The sequence below is a fragment of the Rhizobium sp. 1399 genome (assembly GCF_031455475.1).
GTDB lineage: Bacteria > Pseudomonadota > Alphaproteobacteria > Rhizobiales > Rhizobiaceae > Rhizobium.
The window spans coordinates 30,305-47,809 of record NZ_JAVDSU010000013.1; the positions used below are offsets into that span (position 1 = coordinate 30,305).

Annotated in this window: 16 protein-coding genes; 5 read left to right on the forward strand and 11 right to left on the reverse strand. The window is 62.2% G+C overall.

Going from position 1 to position 17,505, the window contains the following annotated elements:
• Positions 1-85: 85 nt before the first annotated feature.
• The 3 genes from J2X71_RS30135 to J2X71_RS30145 form a co-directional block, all read right to left on the reverse strand.
• Complete coding sequence (locus J2X71_RS30135; protein ID WP_310388086.1) at positions 86-1,942, reverse strand: adenylate/guanylate cyclase domain-containing protein; 1,857 nt, start codon at positions 1,940-1,942, stop codon at positions 86-88.
• An 8-nt stretch (positions 1,943-1,950) separates the two neighbouring features.
• Entirely contained in the window at positions 1,951-2,469 is a 519-nt protein-coding gene (locus J2X71_RS30140) for a FecR domain-containing protein (protein ID WP_310388315.1), read from the reverse strand.
• 137 nt (positions 2,470-2,606) lie between these two features.
• Complete coding sequence (locus J2X71_RS30145; protein ID WP_310388088.1) at positions 2,607-3,746, reverse strand: citrate synthase; 1,140 nt, start codon at positions 3,744-3,746, stop codon at positions 2,607-2,609.
• 84 nt (positions 3,747-3,830) lie between these two features.
• Here J2X71_RS30145 and J2X71_RS30150 point away from each other — a divergent pair, with 84 nt between their 5' ends.
• The gene (locus J2X71_RS30150) at positions 3,831-4,919 is read left to right on the forward strand and encodes a citrate synthase/methylcitrate synthase (protein WP_310388090.1); all 1,089 of its coding nucleotides are present in this window, start codon (positions 3,831-3,833) and stop codon (positions 4,917-4,919) included.
• A 47-nt stretch (positions 4,920-4,966) separates the two neighbouring features.
• Here the strand turns inward: J2X71_RS30150 and J2X71_RS30155 are convergent, their stop codons facing one another.
• The 4 genes from J2X71_RS30155 to J2X71_RS30170 all read right to left on the reverse strand — a co-directional run bounded on the left by J2X71_RS30155 (position 4,967) and on the right by J2X71_RS30170 (position 9,150).
• On the reverse strand, positions 4,967-6,595 hold the full coding sequence (locus J2X71_RS30155; protein ID WP_310388093.1) for a CTP synthase: 1,629 nt from the start codon (positions 6,593-6,595) through the stop codon (positions 4,967-4,969).
• Between the two features lie 143 nt (positions 6,596-6,738).
• On the reverse strand, positions 6,739-7,260 hold the full coding sequence (gene secG / locus J2X71_RS30160; RefSeq protein ID WP_310388095.1) for a preprotein translocase subunit SecG: 522 nt from the start codon (positions 7,258-7,260) through the stop codon (positions 6,739-6,741).
• 108 nt (positions 7,261-7,368) lie between these two features.
• The gene (gene tpiA / locus J2X71_RS30165; protein ID WP_310388097.1) at positions 7,369-8,139 is read right to left on the reverse strand and encodes a triose-phosphate isomerase; all 771 of its coding nucleotides are present in this window, start codon (positions 8,137-8,139) and stop codon (positions 7,369-7,371) included.
• A 126-nt stretch (positions 8,140-8,265) separates the two neighbouring features.
• The gene (locus J2X71_RS30170; RefSeq protein ID WP_310388098.1) at positions 8,266-9,150 is read right to left on the reverse strand and encodes an alpha/beta hydrolase; all 885 of its coding nucleotides are present in this window, start codon (positions 9,148-9,150) and stop codon (positions 8,266-8,268) included.
• A 204-nt stretch (positions 9,151-9,354) separates the two neighbouring features.
• Here J2X71_RS30170 and parE point away from each other — a divergent pair, with 204 nt between their 5' ends.
• From parE to J2X71_RS30185, 3 genes are all read left to right on the forward strand, one after another.
• Entirely contained in the window at positions 9,355-11,424 is a 2,070-nt protein-coding gene (gene parE / locus J2X71_RS30175) for a DNA topoisomerase IV subunit B (RefSeq protein WP_310388100.1), read from the forward strand.
• A 143-nt stretch (positions 11,425-11,567) separates the two neighbouring features.
• Complete coding sequence (locus J2X71_RS30180) at positions 11,568-12,704, forward strand: esterase-like activity of phytase family protein (protein ID WP_310388102.1); 1,137 nt, start codon at positions 11,568-11,570, stop codon at positions 12,702-12,704.
• Between the two features lie 116 nt (positions 12,705-12,820).
• The gene (locus J2X71_RS30185) at positions 12,821-14,005 is read left to right on the forward strand and encodes an AI-2E family transporter (protein ID WP_113323448.1); all 1,185 of its coding nucleotides are present in this window, start codon (positions 12,821-12,823) and stop codon (positions 14,003-14,005) included.
• Positions 14,006-14,017: 12 nt separating this feature from the next.
• On the opposite strand, the gene J2X71_RS30190 is transcribed toward J2X71_RS30185, so the two are convergent.
• Positions 14,018-14,476 (reverse strand): GNAT family N-acetyltransferase, encoded by a 459-nt coding sequence (locus tag J2X71_RS30190; RefSeq protein ID WP_310388105.1) that lies wholly within the window; start codon positions 14,474-14,476, stop codon positions 14,018-14,020.
• A 130-nt stretch (positions 14,477-14,606) separates the two neighbouring features.
• On the opposite strand from J2X71_RS30190, the gene J2X71_RS30195 reads away from it, so the two are divergent.
• The gene (locus J2X71_RS30195) at positions 14,607-15,014 is read left to right on the forward strand and encodes a hypothetical protein (protein WP_310388107.1); all 408 of its coding nucleotides are present in this window, start codon (positions 14,607-14,609) and stop codon (positions 15,012-15,014) included.
• Here the strand turns inward: J2X71_RS30195 and J2X71_RS30200 are convergent.
• The 3 genes from J2X71_RS30200 to J2X71_RS30210 form a co-directional block, all read right to left on the reverse strand.
• Complete coding sequence (locus tag J2X71_RS30200; protein WP_310388109.1) at positions 15,011-16,141, reverse strand: DUF2336 domain-containing protein; 1,131 nt, start codon at positions 16,139-16,141, stop codon at positions 15,011-15,013. The genes J2X71_RS30195 and J2X71_RS30200 overlap by 4 nt on opposite strands.
• A gap of 122 nt (positions 16,142-16,263) precedes the next feature.
• Positions 16,264-16,866 carry a flavin reductase family protein gene (locus J2X71_RS30205; protein ID WP_113323444.1) on the reverse strand — a complete coding sequence of 201 codons (603 nt, stop codon included), beginning with the start codon at positions 16,864-16,866 and terminating at the stop codon, positions 16,264-16,266.
• On the reverse strand, positions 16,866-17,450 hold the full coding sequence (locus J2X71_RS30210) for a nitroreductase (RefSeq protein WP_113323443.1): 585 nt from the start codon (positions 17,448-17,450) through the stop codon (positions 16,866-16,868). Before J2X71_RS30210 ends, J2X71_RS30205 begins: the two co-directional genes overlap by 1 nt.
• Between the last annotated feature and the right edge of the window lie 55 nt (positions 17,451-17,505).

A 17,505-nucleotide genomic window follows, 5' to 3' on the forward strand; every position in this document is an offset into this window, starting at 1 on the left:
CGGAGCTGTCAGACGCATAACGCGTCGTAGCCGGAATCGTCCGGCCGAAGAGTTGGGCCGTTCCTACTCGCTCCGGCTGCGAATGTCAAAGTGTCTCGCCACGCCATGTGTAGATGGCGATGCCGCCGGAGCGTCCGCGAATCCTTGTTTCGAACGGTCCGGTCAACTGGCCTGCCTGCGATGGAACAGCCCCCGGACCCGCAGCATTGAGCAGGTTGGCGCTGAGTGCAAGCTCTGCGCCGCGGCTTGCCGCCACCTCCATGAGCCGCTGTGCGACATTGACGGTATCACCCGTCGCGGTGATCTGCTGCCGGTCGCCGCTACCGAGCCGTGAGGCGACGATCGGGCCGCAATGGGCGCCGAGCTTGAAGCCTATCTTCCTGCGGCGAAGCTCTGGATGGCCTGCAAGGAAGCTGCGTGTACGGTCGGCAAGCCGCACGGCGCAGGCTGCTGCCCGGGCTGCATCGTCCGCTGTTGGTTCCGGCAGCCCGAAGAGGATCATGGCTCCATCGCCCATGAAGCTGGTGATCGCCCCGCCAAGCAACCTTACTTCCTCGTCGATCAGTTCGAAGAAGCTGCTGAGGATCTCCCGTACCGCGGCCGGTCCGACCGCCTCGCTGAGGCCGGTGAAGCCCGAAAGATCGATGAAGACGACGGATGCATTCTGGCGCACCGGCTCGGCCAAAAAGGCCGGGTCGCGCGCGAGCCATTCCCCGAGGCCCGGCGCTTCGATGCGCTGCAGCCGCTCGGACTGGTCGGCGAAGTGCCGCGCACGGCTGCGGTCGCGCCAGAGTTCTGCGGCCCCGAAAATAACTGCGGGTGGAAGGGCGGCGGCAATCGGCAATGCAGCACTCAGCCAGTAACCGTTCGCGAAGGCAGCAAGGTTGAGCATCGCCCAGACAATGACCGTCAGGCCGATGATAACGAAGCCGAGGGCGCTGCGGCGCCATGCGATCAGTGCGACCAGAAGAATGGGCAAGGCCGTCGCAATGCCGGCATCCGCCTGCCGTGTCCTGCTGTCACGCACCATGCCGTCGCCTGCTATCAGATGCGTGATCGCCGTCGACATCACTTCGACGCCCGGCAGGATGGGATCGAACGGCGTCGGAAAGACATCGCCGCCGCCGGTCACGGTCGCACCGATCACCACCACCTTGCCGGTAATGGCATCCGCCGGCAGCTTGCCATCGAGCGCGTCGACAGCGCTGAAGGTGCGGATGCTGCCTGCAGGACCATAGAAGGTCAGCGGCAGGCGCTGGCCCGTGTCCGTTGGAATGCGGCGGGTGCCAAGCCGGATGCCATCCTTTTCGATCAGTGGTTCGGCGCCGAGCGCAACCGAGGCGACGCGCAACGGAAAGGCTGCATCCAGCCGGTCGGCGGCGCGAGAAAACAGCGGAATGAATCGCGGCACGCCGCTCTGGTCCGTCGCCACATTGACGATGCCGAGCGCCGCAGCCTCTGCGAAGCGAGGCTGCGGCAGCAGAAGCTGCTGCGCTTCGGGGATCGCGGCAAGCGGATCCTCCGCATTCGCTGTCACCGACTGGAGACTCTGCGGAAAGGTCGCAGCACCGGCGATGATGCTGGGCGTCGCCCCAATGGCTGTTGCAAGCGCCGCATCCCCCTCCTCCGTGTCGGAATCGACAAGCAATATATCGAGAGCCAAGGCCTTTGGTTTCAACGCGCCGATGGACGTGACGAGCTCCGCAAGCCTCTCCCGCTTGAGCGGGTAGCCGTGTGCTGCGGCGGTACGGTCATCGATCGCGATAATGGAAACGATATCGGGCGGCGCGCGGACGCCGACGATCGTGCTGCGCAGATCGGCTAGCGTGGCCTCCATGCGCTCCATGAGGCCGGAGTCCGACTGCAGATGGAAATAGCCGAGCACCGCTCCCCACAGACCGGCGAGCAGCAGCGCGATCACAGTCTGAAGCCGACGGTTCATGAGACGACTTATTGACCGAGGCGTGAAAGAAGCGCCGCGACGCGGGGCGCCGGCCACGTGCGAACGGTGAGCGCAGCGGTTCCGCGCGTTACGTCCACACCCTCGCCCGGTCCAAGCACGACGGCTGCACCTGCCGGACGCCGTACGCCAACGCGCCCGCGTGTGACCAGTACGGAAGTCGTGCCGCCTTTGACATCGACGGCCCATTGCGTACCGCGGACGGCTGCGATCGCCTGCGGTGTCACCACCTGGAAGCCGCCGCGGTGCTGGCTGCTGTCGACGTCGACGAGCGCAGCCTTGCTGCGCAATGCAAGCGAATCCGGACTGCCGTCGCGATTGCGGTCGGTGAGTTTGAAGGACGCGCCACGCTCAGCCGTGATGTTGACGCCACCAGGGCAACGGAAAATCTGGTTGCCGTTTGCCGCACGCGAAATCGCGCAGCCGGCAGACTGGGCATAAGCTGCGCCATCAGGCAGCAGGCTGGTGATCAGCACAGCGGAAAACAGGCTGCGGGAGATTGCTGACATGGCTTTCATGATCCGCCCCTCGTGACTCGCCGGCACATTCGCAAATGCGCCTGCCGGCCCATACTAGCTGAATTCGCCGGTTTCCCTATGCAAAAACGTGAAATTGCGCAAGTCATTCAGGGCGCGCGTCGCTCAACTCATGCGTCGGCTGGCGAAGGCCCGACATAGCGGGCACGCGGGCGGATCAGATGGCCGCTTTCGATCTGCTCCATCGCATGTGCCAACCAGCCGACCGTGCGCGCCAGCGCAAAGATGATGATCGGTGCCTCCTCAGGCAGGTCGAAGGCTGCGGTCATGGCGGTAAGCGCGAAATCGACATTGACCTTCTCGCCCACCATTTCTTCGCCGGCCACCTGCACATCGCGAAAGACAGGCGGCACGTCGAAAGAGGAGAGCAACACGCTCGCCCGCACATCACCATCGGGATAAAGCGGATGCCCGAAGGCGACAGGCTTACCTCCCCGCAGCAGCAGGTGGCGGATCGCATGCTCCGCCCCAGCGCCGGATGCTGCCTTGGCAAGGGCATCGACGCTTCGCCATGCCGAACCATGCAATGGTCCGGTCAGTGTTGCGAGACCCGAGAGCACGGCGGCAGAAAGTGCTGGCCCCGTCGAAACCGTGACGCGGACGGCGAAAGTAGAGGCATTGAGCTCATGATCGGCGAGCATGACAAGCGCCCGCCTGAGGCAATCGGCAGCCTCCGGCCTGCCCCAGCATGCAGCAAGACGGTGATGCAGCGGATGATCCGTCGATCCCGGCGCCAGCGCATCGGCGACGGTTGAAAGCACGCTGCATGCTTCCATCTGCAAGGCAGCGCGTGCACGTCCGAGAGACGGCAGATCGGTGCTCACCCGTCCCGCCAGCGCCAGCAGCACGGCTTGAATGGAAGGCGACGCCGGCTCCAGGGCAGAGGCGGGTACGCAGGCAAAACTCTCTGCATTCCACAGTATCAGCGCCGTCTCTTCCAGCGTCGCATGAGCTGAAAGCTCTGCCGCATCCTGCCCCCGATAGAGCAATCGTCCTGCGGCGATGGTCGAGATTGACGATGTCAGTACCGGATCGCCCCAGCTGATCGCTTCGGCGGCGACCGTCTCGCTCTTGCGCCGGCCGGCATGCCGCTCGGCAAGCCGCGTGACATCGCTTTCCTGATAGAGGCTGCGGCGTGGATCGGCAGGGTCGGCCTTGGCGCGGATTCGCCCGCGGCTGACATTGGCATAAAGTGTCTGCGGCTTGGTGCCGAGTTCGGCTAACGCTTCCTCCGCTGTCAGCCAGCTCATGTCAGCCTCACATTGATCAATTACGTCAAGATTGACGTCAACTAAACTAGAGCCGATCTTTCATCCGGTAAAGGAGAAAGACCTATGAAAAATGGTTTGGAAGATGTCATCGCCGCTGAAACCCAGCTCTCGGATGTCGACGGCGAAGCCGGCCGGCTGATCATCCGCGGCGTATCGCTGGATCATCTGGCAGGAAGCAGCACCTATGAGGATGTCGCCGCCCTGCTGTTGGACGGCCTGATCGAGCCGCATCTCGACGCAAGCGAATTGCGCCGCCGGCTCGGCCAGGCGCGAATGGAAGTTTTCGCCGAAGTCAAGACTGCCGATACTCGCCTGCTGAAGCTGCCGCCGGTCGATGCTATGCGTGCTCTTGTTGCTCGCCTACCTGACGGCGAGGATATAGATACCGTGCTCCGTCTGCTTGCCGCACCCGCCGTCTTCCTGCCGGCGGTTCTACGCCTGCAGCGAGGCGAAAAGCCGGTAAAGCCCGATGCGGGCCTCTCACAATCGGCCGATATCCTGCGCATGCTCTCAGGCGCGGTGCCGAGCGCCGAGCAGACCGCAGGCCTCGACACCTATCTCGTGACGATCTCGGATCACGGACTGAACGCCTCGACCTTCGCATCGCGTGTCATCGCCTCCACCCGCGCCGGCCTCACCTCCTCGGTGCTGGCGGCGATCAGCGCGCTGAAGGGGCCGCTGCATGGCGGCGCGCCGGGACCGGTGCTCGATATGCTTGATGGGATCGGAAGCGAGGCCAATGCCGGCCCCTGGCTGCGTTCCGCGCTCGATCGCGGTGAGCGGCTGATGGGCTTCGGCCACCGCGTCTATCGCGTGCGCGACCCACGTGCGGACGCCCTGAAAAATGCGCTGAAGCCGCTTGTTGCCGCAGGCCAGGTCAATGCCATCAGAATTGCGCTTGCTGAAGCAGTGGAACAGGCAGCCCTCGCGATCCTGAAGGAACGCAAGCCGGACAGGCCGCTGGATGTGAATGTGGAATTCTATACCGCGCTGCTCTTGGAAAGCCTCGGCTTCCCGCGCGAGGCCTTCACCGGCATCTTCGCGATCGGCCGCACCGTCGGCTGGATTGCCCATGCCCGCGAACAGGCACTGGAAGGTCGCCTCATCCGCCCGCGCTCGGTCTATGTCGGGCCGTTGCCGGAAGCGGCGTGATGTGAAGAAAAAGGCCGCTCCCTCGTTGTTGAGGGAGCGGCCGAATTTTAAACCAACCGGCTCTGTTCCGTCGCAGCTTCGATGAAGCTTGCAAAGAGCGGATGCGGGTCGAGCGGGCGGGACTTCAGTTCCGGATGGTACTGAACGCCGATGAACCAGGGATGGTCAGGATATTCGACCGTCTCCGGCAACACGCCGTCAGGCGACATGCCGGAGAAGACCAGGCCGCAATTTTCCAGCCGGTCCTTGTAGTCGATATTGACTTCATAGCGGTGGCGGTGACGCTCGGAAATATCGGTCGAGCCGTAGATATCCGAAATCTTGGTGCCCTTCTTCAGCGCCGCCTTGTAGGCGCCGAGACGCATCGTGCCGCCGAGATCGCCGGAAGCGGCGCGCTTCTCCAGCGCATTGCCCTTCACCCACTCTGTCATCAGGCCGACGACCGGCTCCGGCGTCGGGCCGAATTCGGTCGAGGAGGCATTCGGAACATCAGCCAGATTGCGGGCAGCCTCAATGACGGCCATCTGCATGCCGAAGCAGATGCCGAAATACGGCACCTTGCGCTCGCGGGCAAAACGCGCCGCATGGATCTTGCCTTCCGAACCGCGCTCGCCGAAGCCGCCGGGCACCAGGATGCCATGGACCTTTTCGAGGTAGGGCGCCGGATCTTCCTTTTCGAAGACTTCCGACTCGATCCATTCGAGCTTCACCTTGACGCGATTGGCGATGCCGCCGTGATGCAGCGCTTCGATCAGCGACTTATAAGCATCCTTGAGGCCGGTATACTTGCCGACGATTGCGATCGTTACTTCGCCTTCCGGCGTGCGGATGCGGTTGCAGACCTCTTCCCACTGGTCGAGGCGCGGCTTCGGAGCCGGCTCGATGCCGAAGGCCGCGAGCACTTCGTCGTCCAGGCCTTCCTTGTGATAGGCCATCGGCACGTCGTAAATATTGGCGACGTCGAGCGCCTGGATGACGGCGGAGGGACGCACGTTGCAGAACAGCGACAGCTTGCGGCGTTCAGCTTCCGGGATTTCCCGGTCGGCGCGTACCAGCAGGATGTCGGGATGAATACCGAGCGCCTGCAGTTCCTTGACGGAATGCTGCGTCGGCTTGGTCTTCAACTCGCCGGCTGCCGGAATATACGGCATCAGCGTCAGGTGGACGTAAACAGCCGTGCCGCGCGGCAGGTCGTTGCCGAGCTGACGGATCGCTTCCATGAAGGGCATCGCCTCGATGTCGCCGACCGTGCCGCCGATCTCGCAGATGACGAAGTCGTAGTCGTCATTGCCTTCGGTGACGAAATCCTTGATCTCGTTGGTGACGTGCGGAATGACCTGAACGGTCGCGCCGAGATAGTCGCCGCGGCGTTCCTTGTCGATGATGTTCTTGTAGATGCGGCCGGTGGTGATGTTGTCGGTCTTGGTCGCCGAGCGCCCTGTAAAGCGCTCGTAGTGGCCGAGATCGAGGTCGGTTTCCGCGCCGTCGTCGGTGACGAAGACTTCGCCGTGCTGGGTAGGGCTCATAGTGCCCGGATCCACGTTCAGATAGGGGTCAAGTTTGCGAAGCCGGACCCGATAACCACGGGCCTGCAACAACGCTCCGAGAGCCGCGGCCGCAATTCCTTTTCCGAGGGAAGAAACCACGCCGCCAGTGATGAATACGTATCGCGCCATGGGAGTCACCGGATACCTTTTCAAAAACGATTCCACCAGCCCAAAAATTCTTTTCCGGAACTTTTGGTGCGTGGCGCAGGAATCTGAACAAAAGAAAACCGGCAGACCCGAAGGCCTGCCGGCGGTTTATTTTCTGAACCGGCTTATTGTCCCGTGGGGACGCCGGAAGGCTGTGCCGGCGCAGTCGCGGCCGGTGCCTCAGGCTGAGCCGGAGCCGTCGTCGTCGGAGCAGTCGCCGCAGGGGCGCTCGCAGCCGGAGCCGGGGTTGCTGGTGCCGAAGCTGCCGGGGCAGCCGGTGCCGGAGCGGCAGCGCCGCCGTTCGGAATGCCGCTGTTGTCAGCCGGCTGTGCCGGAGCCGGCGTATTGGTGCCGCCGAGCGAATCGAGGATGCCGTTGCCCTGCCCGCTCGTTGCCGGAATGCGGTTGAGAATATCGGTCGGGCGGCTTTCGTAACGGGTCAGGATACCGAGGCCGAGCGAGGTGAGGAAAAACAGCGTCGCCAGGATCGCCGTCGTGCGCGTCAGCGCATTGGCCGTGCCGCGGGCCGACATGAAGCCCGATCCGCCGCCGATGCCGAGGCCGCCGCCTTCGGAGCGCTGGATGAGCACGACGCCAACGAGCGCGAGCACGATCATGAGATGGATGACAATCAATACGGTCTGCATGGGTCCAGTCCTGCCCGTCTGAGGACGGACATAAAGTAAAAATCTGGCGGCTCTTTACATGAGGTCTTGAGCTATTCCAAGCCCTTCGGCCAGGAATATACAATCGCCTCAGGCAAGCAGCGCTTCATATGTGCCGTAGATGGCGAGGAAGTCCGTGGCTTTCAAGCTCGCCCCGCCGATCAGCGCACCATCGACATTGTCGACGGCGAGCAGCTCGCGGGCATTTGCGGGCTTGACCGAACCGCCGTAGAGAATGCGCATACCCTTACCCTCGTCGCCGAAGCGCAGGACGAGTTCGTCGCGGATGAAGGCATGGACGATTTCCACATCCTTTGCCGTCGGCGTCAGTCCCGTGCCGATCGCCCAGACGGGTTCATAAGCGATGACAGTATTTTCGGCCGTCGCCTCCTCGGGCAGCGAGCCGGAAAGCTGGCGCTTGAGGATGTCGAGCGTCTGATAGGCGTCACGCTCGTCGCCGGTCTCGCCGACGCAGACGATTGCGGTGAGATCAGCCAGATAGGCGGCCTGCGCCTTGGCCCGCACCATATGGTCGGTCTCGGCATGGTCAATGCGCCGTTCCGAATGGCCGACAATCACATAGGTGCCGTAGCAATCGGCAATCATTTCGGCCGAAATGTCGCCGGTATGCGCCCCGGATTGCGCCTGATGGCAGTCCTGGCCGCCGATCGCGAGCGGGCTGTCGGTGGCGAGCGCGGTCGCCACATAAAGCAGCGTGGCCGGCGGGCAGATCAGGGCTTCGACTTTTTCCGACAAGGGGGAGCTGACGCCTTGGGCAATCGCCTTGATCTGGTCCAATGAGGCACGTGTGCCGTTCATCTTCCAGTTCCCCGCCACGAGCGGGCGTACGTCAGGTGTCATGCTGCTCCTCCCAAAATCCGCATATCGGGCGGCCTTAGCAAAAGCTTGCGGTAAAGGAAAGCGCCCCGCGTAACGTTGGGGGAATATGATCGTTTAAAAGCTCTGCGCGGTGTGAAATCCGTCCGTTCAGGACGCCAGAATCCAGTTCAGCACTTTCCGCCAGTCGATCATGCGGATCGGCGTCCCGTGGTTGCCATTCTGGAAGAGCGTGAAATGCGTCGGGTACTTCGCCTTGTCGAGCTTTTCGAACAGCGCCTGCTGGTCGGTTGCCGCATAAACAGGATCGCGGCTGCCATGGGCAAACCACAGCGGCAGCTTTGCCTTGTAGAACGGGCTCTTCGCAAAATCCGGATCAGAGACTCCGCTCATGATCAGCATGCCCTTCAACCGCTTGACGCTTTCGGCATCGCGCGTGATGCCCCAGCAGATCTGGCTGCCCATGGAGGCGCAGCTCAGAATGACCGGCCGGCCGGGCGATTGCACGCTCGCGTAGCGGATCAGCCCGGCAATGGCTGTAACGCCATTGGCGTCGAAGGTCCTGACGGTCGGCGAATAATAGACGCCGCCATTGCCGGCCGTAAGGTTCTTCAGCCGGTTGAAATTGCCGCCGAAGGAATAGTCGTTGGCGCCGAGCCGCCGGTCGCCGTCGCGACCGTGGATGAAAATGACCGTGAAGGCGGCATTCTGAGTCGGTCCCACCCTGGTGACATCGAGCCTGATGCCGTCGAGCGACAGCGTTTCATCTGCCTGCAGCTTCTTCACGCCAAGCGAGACATATTTCTGCTGCACCCGCTTTTGCGGGATCTGGTCGCGCCCGTTGATGTCGCGCATCTCATCGTAATCGATCACATCGAAGGCGCCGTCATCGCCCGTCTGCAGCACTTTCTGCGTTGAAAACAGATCGTCCTTGTAGGGCGGCAGGGCATCGGCTGTGGCGGTCGTGATGGCCGCGGACAGGAAAAAGGCCGCAATTGCGGTAATTATGGTGCAATGACTTGTGGACATCGGCATGCGGATGGTTCCCAGAGAGCTGCCGCGACTTGCCATTCGGCGTCCAGCAACGCAAATCACATCTTGAAAAGCTCCGCAAATCCGGGGCGCGTCGCGTATCGGGGCGCTTTCTGTCAGAATCCCCCTGATTCGCAAACGCGATGCGGACTGTGACTATTGTGGGCCAGCGGCGGCCCTTCACGAGAATAAGATCTGAACGGTTCCATGGAAGACAGCAACGACCTCTTTTCCGGAATGCCCCTGTCACAGAAGCAGGAGGAGGCTGCAAAGCCTGCCGCGCCAGCCGAACGGCCCGCTGCAGCGGCACCGGCAGCCCCTCGCCCCGCTCCGGCGACGTCGAACGGCGATGATTACGGTGCATCCTCGATCCGCGTTCTGGAAGGCCTGGAACCGGTTCGCATGCGCCCCGGCATGTATATCGGCGGCACCGACGAAAAGGCGCTGCACCACCTCTTCGCCGAAGTCATCGACAACTCGATGGACGAAGCGGTGGCCGGCCATGCCGATTTCATCGATGTCCATCTGGATACCCAGGGCTATCTGACGGTCACCGACAACGGCCGCGGCATTCCAGTAGAGAACCATCCGCAGGTTCCCGGCAAATCGACGCTCGAAGTCATCATGACCAAGCTGCATGCCGGCGGCAAATTCGACGGCAAGGCCTATGAGACCTCGGGCGGTCTGCACGGCGTCGGCGTCTCTGTCGTCAACGCTCTGTCGGATCATCTCGAAGTCGAGGTCGCCCGTAACCGCAAGCTCTATCGCCAGCGCTTCTCGCGCGGGGTGCCGCAGGGCGGGCTCGAAGAGCTGGGCGATGTGCACAACCGTCGCGGCACCAAGGTTCGCTTTCATCCCGACCCGCAGATTTTCGGTGATCATGCGAAGTTCGATGCGGCGCGTGTGTTCCGCATGGCCCGCTCCAAGGCCTATCTCTTCGGCGGCGTCGAGATCCGCTGGAGCTGCGAGCCGGGAGTGCTGCCTGAGGGATCGGATCTGCCCGACAAGGCCGTCTTCCACTTCCCCGGCGGCCTCAAGGATTACCTGCAGGCAACGATGGGCAAGGAATTCACGGTCACCCGCGAGATCTTCGCCGGCAAGACCGAGAAGGTAGCCGGCCACGGTGCACTGGAATGGGCGATCACCTGGTATGGCGGCGATCCGCAAGTCCATTCCTACTGCAACACCATCCCGACGCCCGAAGGCGGCACGCATGAGGCCGGTCTTCGCATTGCGATGACCAAGGGCCTGAAGAGCTATGCCGAGCTGACGCAGAACAAGCGTGCCGCACAGATCACCACCGATGACGTGATGATCTCGGCAGTCGGCATGCTCTCGGTCTTCATCCGCGAGCCGGAATTCGTCGGCCAGACCAAGGATCGTCTCGCGAGCGTCGAAGCCCAGCGCCTTGTCGAAAATGCGCTGCGCGACCCCTTCGACCATTATCTCGCCGACAATCCGAACGAGGCCGAGAAGCTTCTCGACTGGGTGATCGAGCGCGCCGAAGAGCGCCTGCGCCGCCGCAAGGAGAAGGAAGTCAACCGCAAGACAGCAGTGCGCAAGCTGCGCCTGCCCGGCAAACTCGCCGACTGCTCGCAGAACACCGCCGAAGGCGCCGAACTCTTCCTGGTCGAGGGTGACTCGGCAGGTGGTTCCGCCAAGCAGGCGCGCAACCGCGCCAACCAGGCGATCCTGCCGCTGCGCGGCAAGATCCTCAACGTCGCCAGCGCCGGCCGCGAGAAGCTCTCGGCCAACCAGCAGATCTCCGATCTCGTCCAGGCGCTCGGCTGTGGCACGCGCTCGAAATACCGCGAAGAGGACCTTCGCTACGAACGCGTCATCGTCATGACCGATGCCGACGTCGACGGCGCGCATATCGCCTCGCTGCTGATTACCTTCTTCTATCAGGAGATGCCGGAGCTCGTTCGCGGCGGGCACCTCTTCCTCGCCGTGCCGCCGCTCTACAAGATCACGCAAGGGGCAAAATCCGCCTATGCCCGCGACGACGAGCATCGTGCCGAGCTGATGGAGACGGAATTCAAGGGCAAGGCCAAGATCGAGATCAGCCGCTTCAAAGGTCTCGGCGAAATGCTGCCCGCCCAGCTCAAGGAAACCACGATGGATCCGTCCAAGCGCACGCTTCTGCGGGTGCTGATCGACGAGGTGGATTTCGAGGGCACGCGTAACGCTGTCGACGACCTGATGGGAACCAAGGCCGAAGCCCGTTTCCGCTTCATCCAGGAGCGTGCGGCCTTCGCAGAGGATCTGGATATTTAAGTTGTAGCGAATTCATCGAACTGACGAAGAACCGTTACGAGTCCGTCAAATTACCGGCGCAATAGAACGGCCGGCGCTCTGTCCTCCAGCGAGGTCCACGCAGCGCCGGCTGTTCTGTTTCAACCCTTTGCCGGATATTTGCCATGACCAAGCGTTTTCTTGCGACTGCCGCTTTCGTTCTCCTGTCCAGCACCGCCTCCGTTTACGCCACCGATATAGGCGCGACTGTCGAGACCGCCTGCCCCTTCGGCGATTGCGCGGCAGCTATCTCGCTGTCCTATCTCGGTGAATTCGTCATTCCGACCGGCCAGATGGAAAATGGCGTCGAATTCGGTGGAATCTCCGGCCTCGATTTCGACGCCGCCACCGGCCACTACATCGCTATCAGCGACGACCGCTCCGAAAAGGCCCCGGCCCGCTTCTACGATCTTGATATCGATGTCAGCGCTGCCGGCCTGAAGGGCGTGACCGTTGCCAAGCACGTCACCCTGCAGGACAAGAACGGCCAGCCCTTCGCCATCCGCACCGTCGATCCGGAATCCATCCGTTTCGGCAAGGACGGCATCTATTGGGGCAGCGAAGGCGATGCGAAGGTGCTCATCCCGCCTTTCGTCCGCGTCGCTTCTCCTGATGGCGCCTTCGTGCGCGAGTTCCAGCTGCCTGACGGTTTTGCACCGACCGCCGACAAGTCGACCGGCATCCGCGACAATCTCGCTTTCGAGGATCTTGCCGTGTCTCCGTCCGGTGACGTTTTCGTCGGCGTCGAAGCAGCCCTCTATCAGGACGGCCCGAACCCCAGTCTGACGACCGGCAGCCTCTCACGCATCATCCGCTATGACGGCGCAACCGGCGAGCCGAAGGCTCAATACGTCTATTCGGTCTCGCCGATCCCGCAGGCTGCCACCAAACCCGACGGCGGCAACGACAACGGCATGTCGGAAATGATCGCTCTTGACGATCATCGCCTCCTCGCCGTCGAGCGCAGCTATGCCCAGGGCTTCGGCAACAACATCAAGCTTTTCATGATGGACCTCGACGGCGCGACCGACGTTTCCGGCATCGTTTCGCTTGCCAAGAACGACCAGCGCGTCGTCCCGGCCCGCAAGAGCCAGGTGCTGGATCTGCGCGCCATCGGCCTGACGCCCGACAATATCGAGGCTATGGCGATAGGCAAGGCGAAGGATGGCACGGACGTCCTGATCCTCGGTTCTGACAATAATTTCTCGACCGGCCAGAAGACTCAGTTCTACGCCTTCAAGATCAACCGCCGCCCGCAATAATATCTCAAGGATTCAGCGACCAAATAACCACGCTTTGTATACGCTTTATCCGGGCGGACCTTGAAACCGCCCGGTTCATAGCCCATAAACTAGGACAACAATAAAAAGAGGCGCGCGTGGGTGTGTTTGATCGTCAGAAAACCAATACGGAACCGCGATGGCTGGGGCCGTCGGCGACGATACGTACGCCGCTGATACCCTCCATTTCGGCTGCCCGCTGGCTGCTCGTGCTTGTTGCCGCAGCCGGCGTCTATTTCTTCTATGGCTTCGTGGTGCCTGTGCTCGCAGCCCTCGTCATAGGCTTTGCGAGCTGGCCGCTTTACCGCAAGCTGGTTGCCCGCGTCGGTGGCAATACGACGATCGCCGCAACGATCGCGATCATCCTCATCGTCACCTTCCTCGTCATTCCGATCAGCCTTGCGGTTGCCTATACGACCGGTGAAGTGCGCACCTGGGTCGCATGGGCGATCCACGCCAACCGCTTCGGGGCGGAAACGCCCCAATGGATCGTCGCCTTGCCTCTGGCCGGTTCCTACCTCGACGAACTTTGGACGAAATATATCGGCAGCCCCGGCGCCATGGGTGAGCTCATCCAGGCCGTCAGCGGTGCCAATATCGGCAATATCTACCGCGCAATTCTGGCGGCCGGCGGTGGTGCCTTCCACCTGTTCCTGACGCTGCTCTTCATGCTGATCGCGCTCTTCTTCGTCTATCGCGACGGTTTCTCCTTCTCCAAGCAGATTGACATGCTCGGCGAGCGTATCCTGCCGAACCGCTGGGAGCGTATTTCCCGCGTCGTGCCTGCCACCATCAGCTCGACCGTCATGGGCATGACGCTGATTGCCATCGGCGAAGGCATCGTGCTCGGCGTTGCCTATTGGATTGCCGGCGTACCCTCGCCCGTCACCCTTGGCGTGCTGACCGGCGTCATGGCGCTGATCCCGGGCGGAGCGCCGCTCTCCTTCACCCTGGTATCCGTCTATCTGCTGGCCAGCGGCTCGCATGTCGCCGGTATCGGTCTGTTCGTCTGGGGCACGGTCGAACTCTTCATTGTCGACAAGACACTGCGCCCCAAGCTCGTTGGCGGACCGATCAAGCTGCCGTTCCTGCCGACCTTCTTCGGCCTCGTCGGCGGCGTGAAGACGATGGGCTTCCTCGGCCTGTTCATCGGCCCGGTGCTGATGGCGCTGCTGGTCGCGATCTGGCGCGAATGGATACATGAAGTCCGCGCCGCCGATGCGGGACCGCAGATCATCCTCGACGAGCAGGCGCCGCCGGTGCAGCGTGCTGCCGAAGGCTAGGGCCTTTCCGGCTTAGGCCAGCCGCTTTTCCATGAAGAGGCTGAGCGGATCCGGCTGATAGGAGCCGAACGGCTCGATCTCGCGATATCCGTATTTCCTGTAAAGGCTGATCGCCTCCGGCTGATAGATACCGGTCTCCAGGCGGATTGCGTCGAAACCCTTCTCCCCGCCGATCTCCTCCAGCCGGTCCATCAGGCGGCTGGCGATCTTCAGGCCCCTCGCCTCGGGATCGACGAACATGCGCTTGATCTCGGCCGTCCCGTCACCTGCCTCCACCAAAGCACAGCAGCCGACGATCTCGCCGCCGTTACGCGCCACGAAGAAGCTCACGGATGGCTTTTCCAGCGTGGAGATATCGACGAGGTGGTTGCTCTCGGGCGGATAGAGTGACTGCGCATAGGCGTCGGAGAGATCAAGAAGGCGGATCACGCCATCCTGGCGCGGCGGTTCCAGAGCGATGGTGACGGACATTTTCTCTCTCCTGTTCCGGCGAAACGCGTGATTTTTCCCTTGATGACAAGGAGTTAATATCGCTGCCTTCATTCCGTTGGAATTGTGCTTTCGAAGGGGATGACAGGCTCAATAGCCATGGAGGCAAAATATGCAAGCCGTCCTCATCGCCATGACGATCCTCGGTTGCGACGATTCCGTCAGCCAGTGCAATTACGTCGCCACGGTCGACAAACACTGGGAAACCGTCGTCGCCTGCGATGCCGAGGCCGAACAGCGGCTGAAGACCTATGCCAATGCCAGCTATCCGACTGTCATTGCCGTCTGCGAGGCGCCGAAGTCGCTTGCCGCTACCGAACCGGCCAATCCGGCGCCCGCTGCGCCAGCAGCGCCCGAGGTAGCCGAACAACGGGATGGCCTTGGCGGTTTTGTGGATACTATTGCCGGGCGCGTGCGCGCCAACTTGCCTTCCGGCCAGGACGTGAAGAACAGCCTGGCGAAACCGCTGCACTTCGTCTCTGCAAGCTATTCCTGGGCTGCGGCCCGGTTTACCGACTAGGCCGCTGCAAGCGAGGCATAAACACGGGCCGACCGGCGCTGCTCGGCCACATGAAGCTTCTCGACCATATCGAGCAACTCGCCGACCGCGTCATGCTGCCCGACCCGGCTGTGGAATTTCTGGAGCAAGCGCCCGCAGATGCTGCCGAGCAGCGAGGCCGAGGTGTTGCGCGAAGCCTCGCGCCACAGGAATGTCGCTTCCACGAAAATGATGCTGATATCGCGCGGCAGGCCCGCCGATTCATAGAGCGCGCGCACGGCATGCATGCGGCCCGTGGCAAGGATTGCCCGCACGCGCCGGTCGCTGCAACCTGACAGGTTGACGATGGCGCAGGCGAAGAATTCCACCTTGCCGCAGCAGAGCGCGTGCATAAGGAAGGAAGGCGTCAGCCGGTCGTTCAGGCGAAGATGTTCGACGAGATCTGGCACTTCGATCGGCGCGATATCGCCGGCGATGGAAACGATCGCCGCTTCCGTCGCCTCGCGGCTGATGCGCTGCAGCCTCTGCAGGCCGATTGCCGCCTGCGCCAGCGGCAGGCCGACCAGCGCATTGCTGACATGCTGCGTCAGAAGCTGGCGGGCATCGGCCGGCAAATCGATGCGGTCGAGAAGCAGGTTTCTGATGTCGCTGACATCACCGAGCCGTTCGGCAATCCGCTTCAGGGATTGGGCGGAAATCGCCGCGCCGTCATTTTCGAGCAGGCAGAGAATTTCGTCCTCGTCGCCGACTTCGGCAAGTGCCGCCGAAACGGGGCGGGTCAGATGGGCGCGTGCCGCAATCAGCATGCGCGTTGCACCGCTGCCGCGTGCTGCGAGATCGACGAGATCGGCATCGGTCAGGACCGGCGAGCAGGTCACCGCATGGCAGGCGATCTCCGGCTGGTCTTCGGCAAGCGAGAGAATGATGTTGCGCGGCGCATGCGGCGCCCAGGCGATTGCTTCGGCGAGCGCAAGCCGCACACGCGGCGACGGATCGTCGAGCAGGTAGGTCATCGCCTTTTCAGCAGCGTCGCGCCGCTCGTCCGACATTTCCGATTTGAGATAGACGCGTCCCAGAGCATTTGCAGCGGCCGCCCTGTCAGCCGTCTTGGCCGTTTCGACCCAACGAAGAAATGCTTCAATGATCACGACAACGCCCCAGCACTGAACGCGATTCCTTCGCGTCTTATTCAATACAAGGACGATAGCCGGAAAAAGTTTATGATTGGTTCACCATATTTATTAGGCTTTGTTCAAGCCTTGTGCCGAGGTCAGACCTTCGGCCTGAACATTTCGAAGACCTCGCTGCCTTCGCAATAGTCCATGTAGCCCATGCGTGCGATCGGCCGCGCCAGCGCCACATCGAACCGGCCATCTCTGACGATCGCCTCATCGATATGGATGCCGACGACCTCTCCGAAAACGAAGACATTCTCGGATGCTTCGCCGGACAGCGTCTTCGGCTCAATGATCTCGGTCACCTTGCATTCCAGCACGGCGAAGGCCTCTGTCACATAGGGCGCATCGATGAGCTCTGCCTGCTTTGGGGTCAGCCCGGCGAATTCAAACTCGTTGGTGCCGTAGGGCAAGGCGGCCGAGGTCAGGTTCATCTTCTCCGCGAGGTTGCGGCTAACGAAATTGCAGGTGAAGACGCCGGTCTCCCTGGCGTTTTTCTGGCTATGCTTGTGCCCGCTCGATGAGAACATCACCAGCTTTGGCTTGTCGGCGACCGCATTGAAGAACGAATATGGCGCGAGATTGATCGACCCGTCCCTGCCTTTGCTGCCGATCCAGCCGATCGGCCGTGGCGCGACGATCGCCTTGAAGGGATCGTGCGCCAACCCGTGCCTGTTGGTGTCCGTCGTGTAGAACATCAGTCTTCGCCGCCGAGCCAGGTGACCGTCTCGGTTAACTCAGGGCGTGGACGCTCGACGGGTGGGAAGGTGGTGGAGCCGATGTGGATGAAACCGGCAACCTTTTCGCCCGGCTGGACGCCGAGCAGCGGATAGGCGCGCTCGTCGAAGGCGAACCATTCCGTCAGCCAGTTGGCAACATAACCATGCGCATTGGCAGCCAGGATGACGTTGAGGCACAGCGCGCCCGCCGACATGATCTGTTCCCATTCCGGGATCTTGAAATGCGGGCCAGCCTTGCTGACGATGCCGACGACGACAGGCGCACGGGTAAAGCGTGCGCGTTCCACCAGGATCATTTCCTCAGAGAGATCGGGTTTTGCTTCGAGCGCCAGCTTCAGCAGTTCTTCGCCCAGCCGCACGCGCTCTTCGCCGCGATAGACGATGAAGCGCCAGGGGGCGAGCTTACCGTGATCGGGAACGCGCGATGCAAGGCGCAGGATTTCCTCGATCTCGTCCCTTGCCGGTCCCGGTTCGCACATCTGGAACGCAGGGATGGAGCGGCGCACGGCGAGATAATCGATCAGCTTGATGTCGGATTTCATGCGGAAGAAACTCTCATTTGTATGCAGAGGGTGGCCGGAGGTCTTGAATTTGCCA

Bases quoted from the DNA above. Each gene is read 5' to 3' on its own strand.
- J2X71_RS30135 (WP_310388086.1), bottom strand. From the start codon at position 1,942: ATGAACCGTCGGCTTCAGACTGTGATCGCGCTGCTGCTCGCCGGTCTG.
- J2X71_RS30140 (WP_310388315.1), bottom strand. From the start codon at position 2,469: ATGTCAGCAATCTCCCGCAGCCTGTTTTCCGCTGTGCTGATCACCAGC.
- J2X71_RS30145 (WP_310388088.1), bottom strand. From the start codon at position 3,746: ATGAGCTGGCTGACAGCGGAGGAAGCGTTAGCCGAACTCGGCACCAAG.
- J2X71_RS30150 (WP_310388090.1), top strand. From the start codon at position 3,831: ATGAAAAATGGTTTGGAAGATGTCATCGCCGCTGAAACCCAGCTCTCG.
- J2X71_RS30155 (WP_310388093.1), bottom strand. From the start codon at position 6,595: ATGGCGCGATACGTATTCATCACTGGCGGCGTGGTTTCTTCCCTCGGA.
- secG (WP_310388095.1), bottom strand. From the start codon at position 7,260: ATGCAGACCGTATTGATTGTCATCCATCTCATGATCGTGCTCGCGCTC.
- tpiA (WP_310388097.1), bottom strand. From the start codon at position 8,139: ATGACACCTGACGTACGCCCGCTCGTGGCGGGGAACTGGAAGATGAAC.
- J2X71_RS30170 (WP_310388098.1), bottom strand. From the start codon at position 9,150: ATGCCGATGTCCACAAGTCATTGCACCATAATTACCGCAATTGCGGCC.
- parE (WP_310388100.1), top strand. From the start codon at position 9,355: ATGGAAGACAGCAACGACCTCTTTTCCGGAATGCCCCTGTCACAGAAG.
- J2X71_RS30180 (WP_310388102.1), top strand. From the start codon at position 11,568: ATGACCAAGCGTTTTCTTGCGACTGCCGCTTTCGTTCTCCTGTCCAGC.
- J2X71_RS30190 (WP_310388105.1), bottom strand. From the start codon at position 14,476: ATGTCCGTCACCATCGCTCTGGAACCGCCGCGCCAGGATGGCGTGATC.
- J2X71_RS30195 (WP_310388107.1), top strand. From the start codon at position 14,607: ATGCAAGCCGTCCTCATCGCCATGACGATCCTCGGTTGCGACGATTCC.
- J2X71_RS30205 (WP_113323444.1), bottom strand. From the start codon at position 16,866: ATGTTCTACACGACGGACACCAACAGGCACGGGTTGGCGCACGATCCC.
- J2X71_RS30210 (WP_113323443.1), bottom strand. From the start codon at position 17,450: ATGAAATCCGACATCAAGCTGATCGATTATCTCGCCGTGCGCCGCTCC.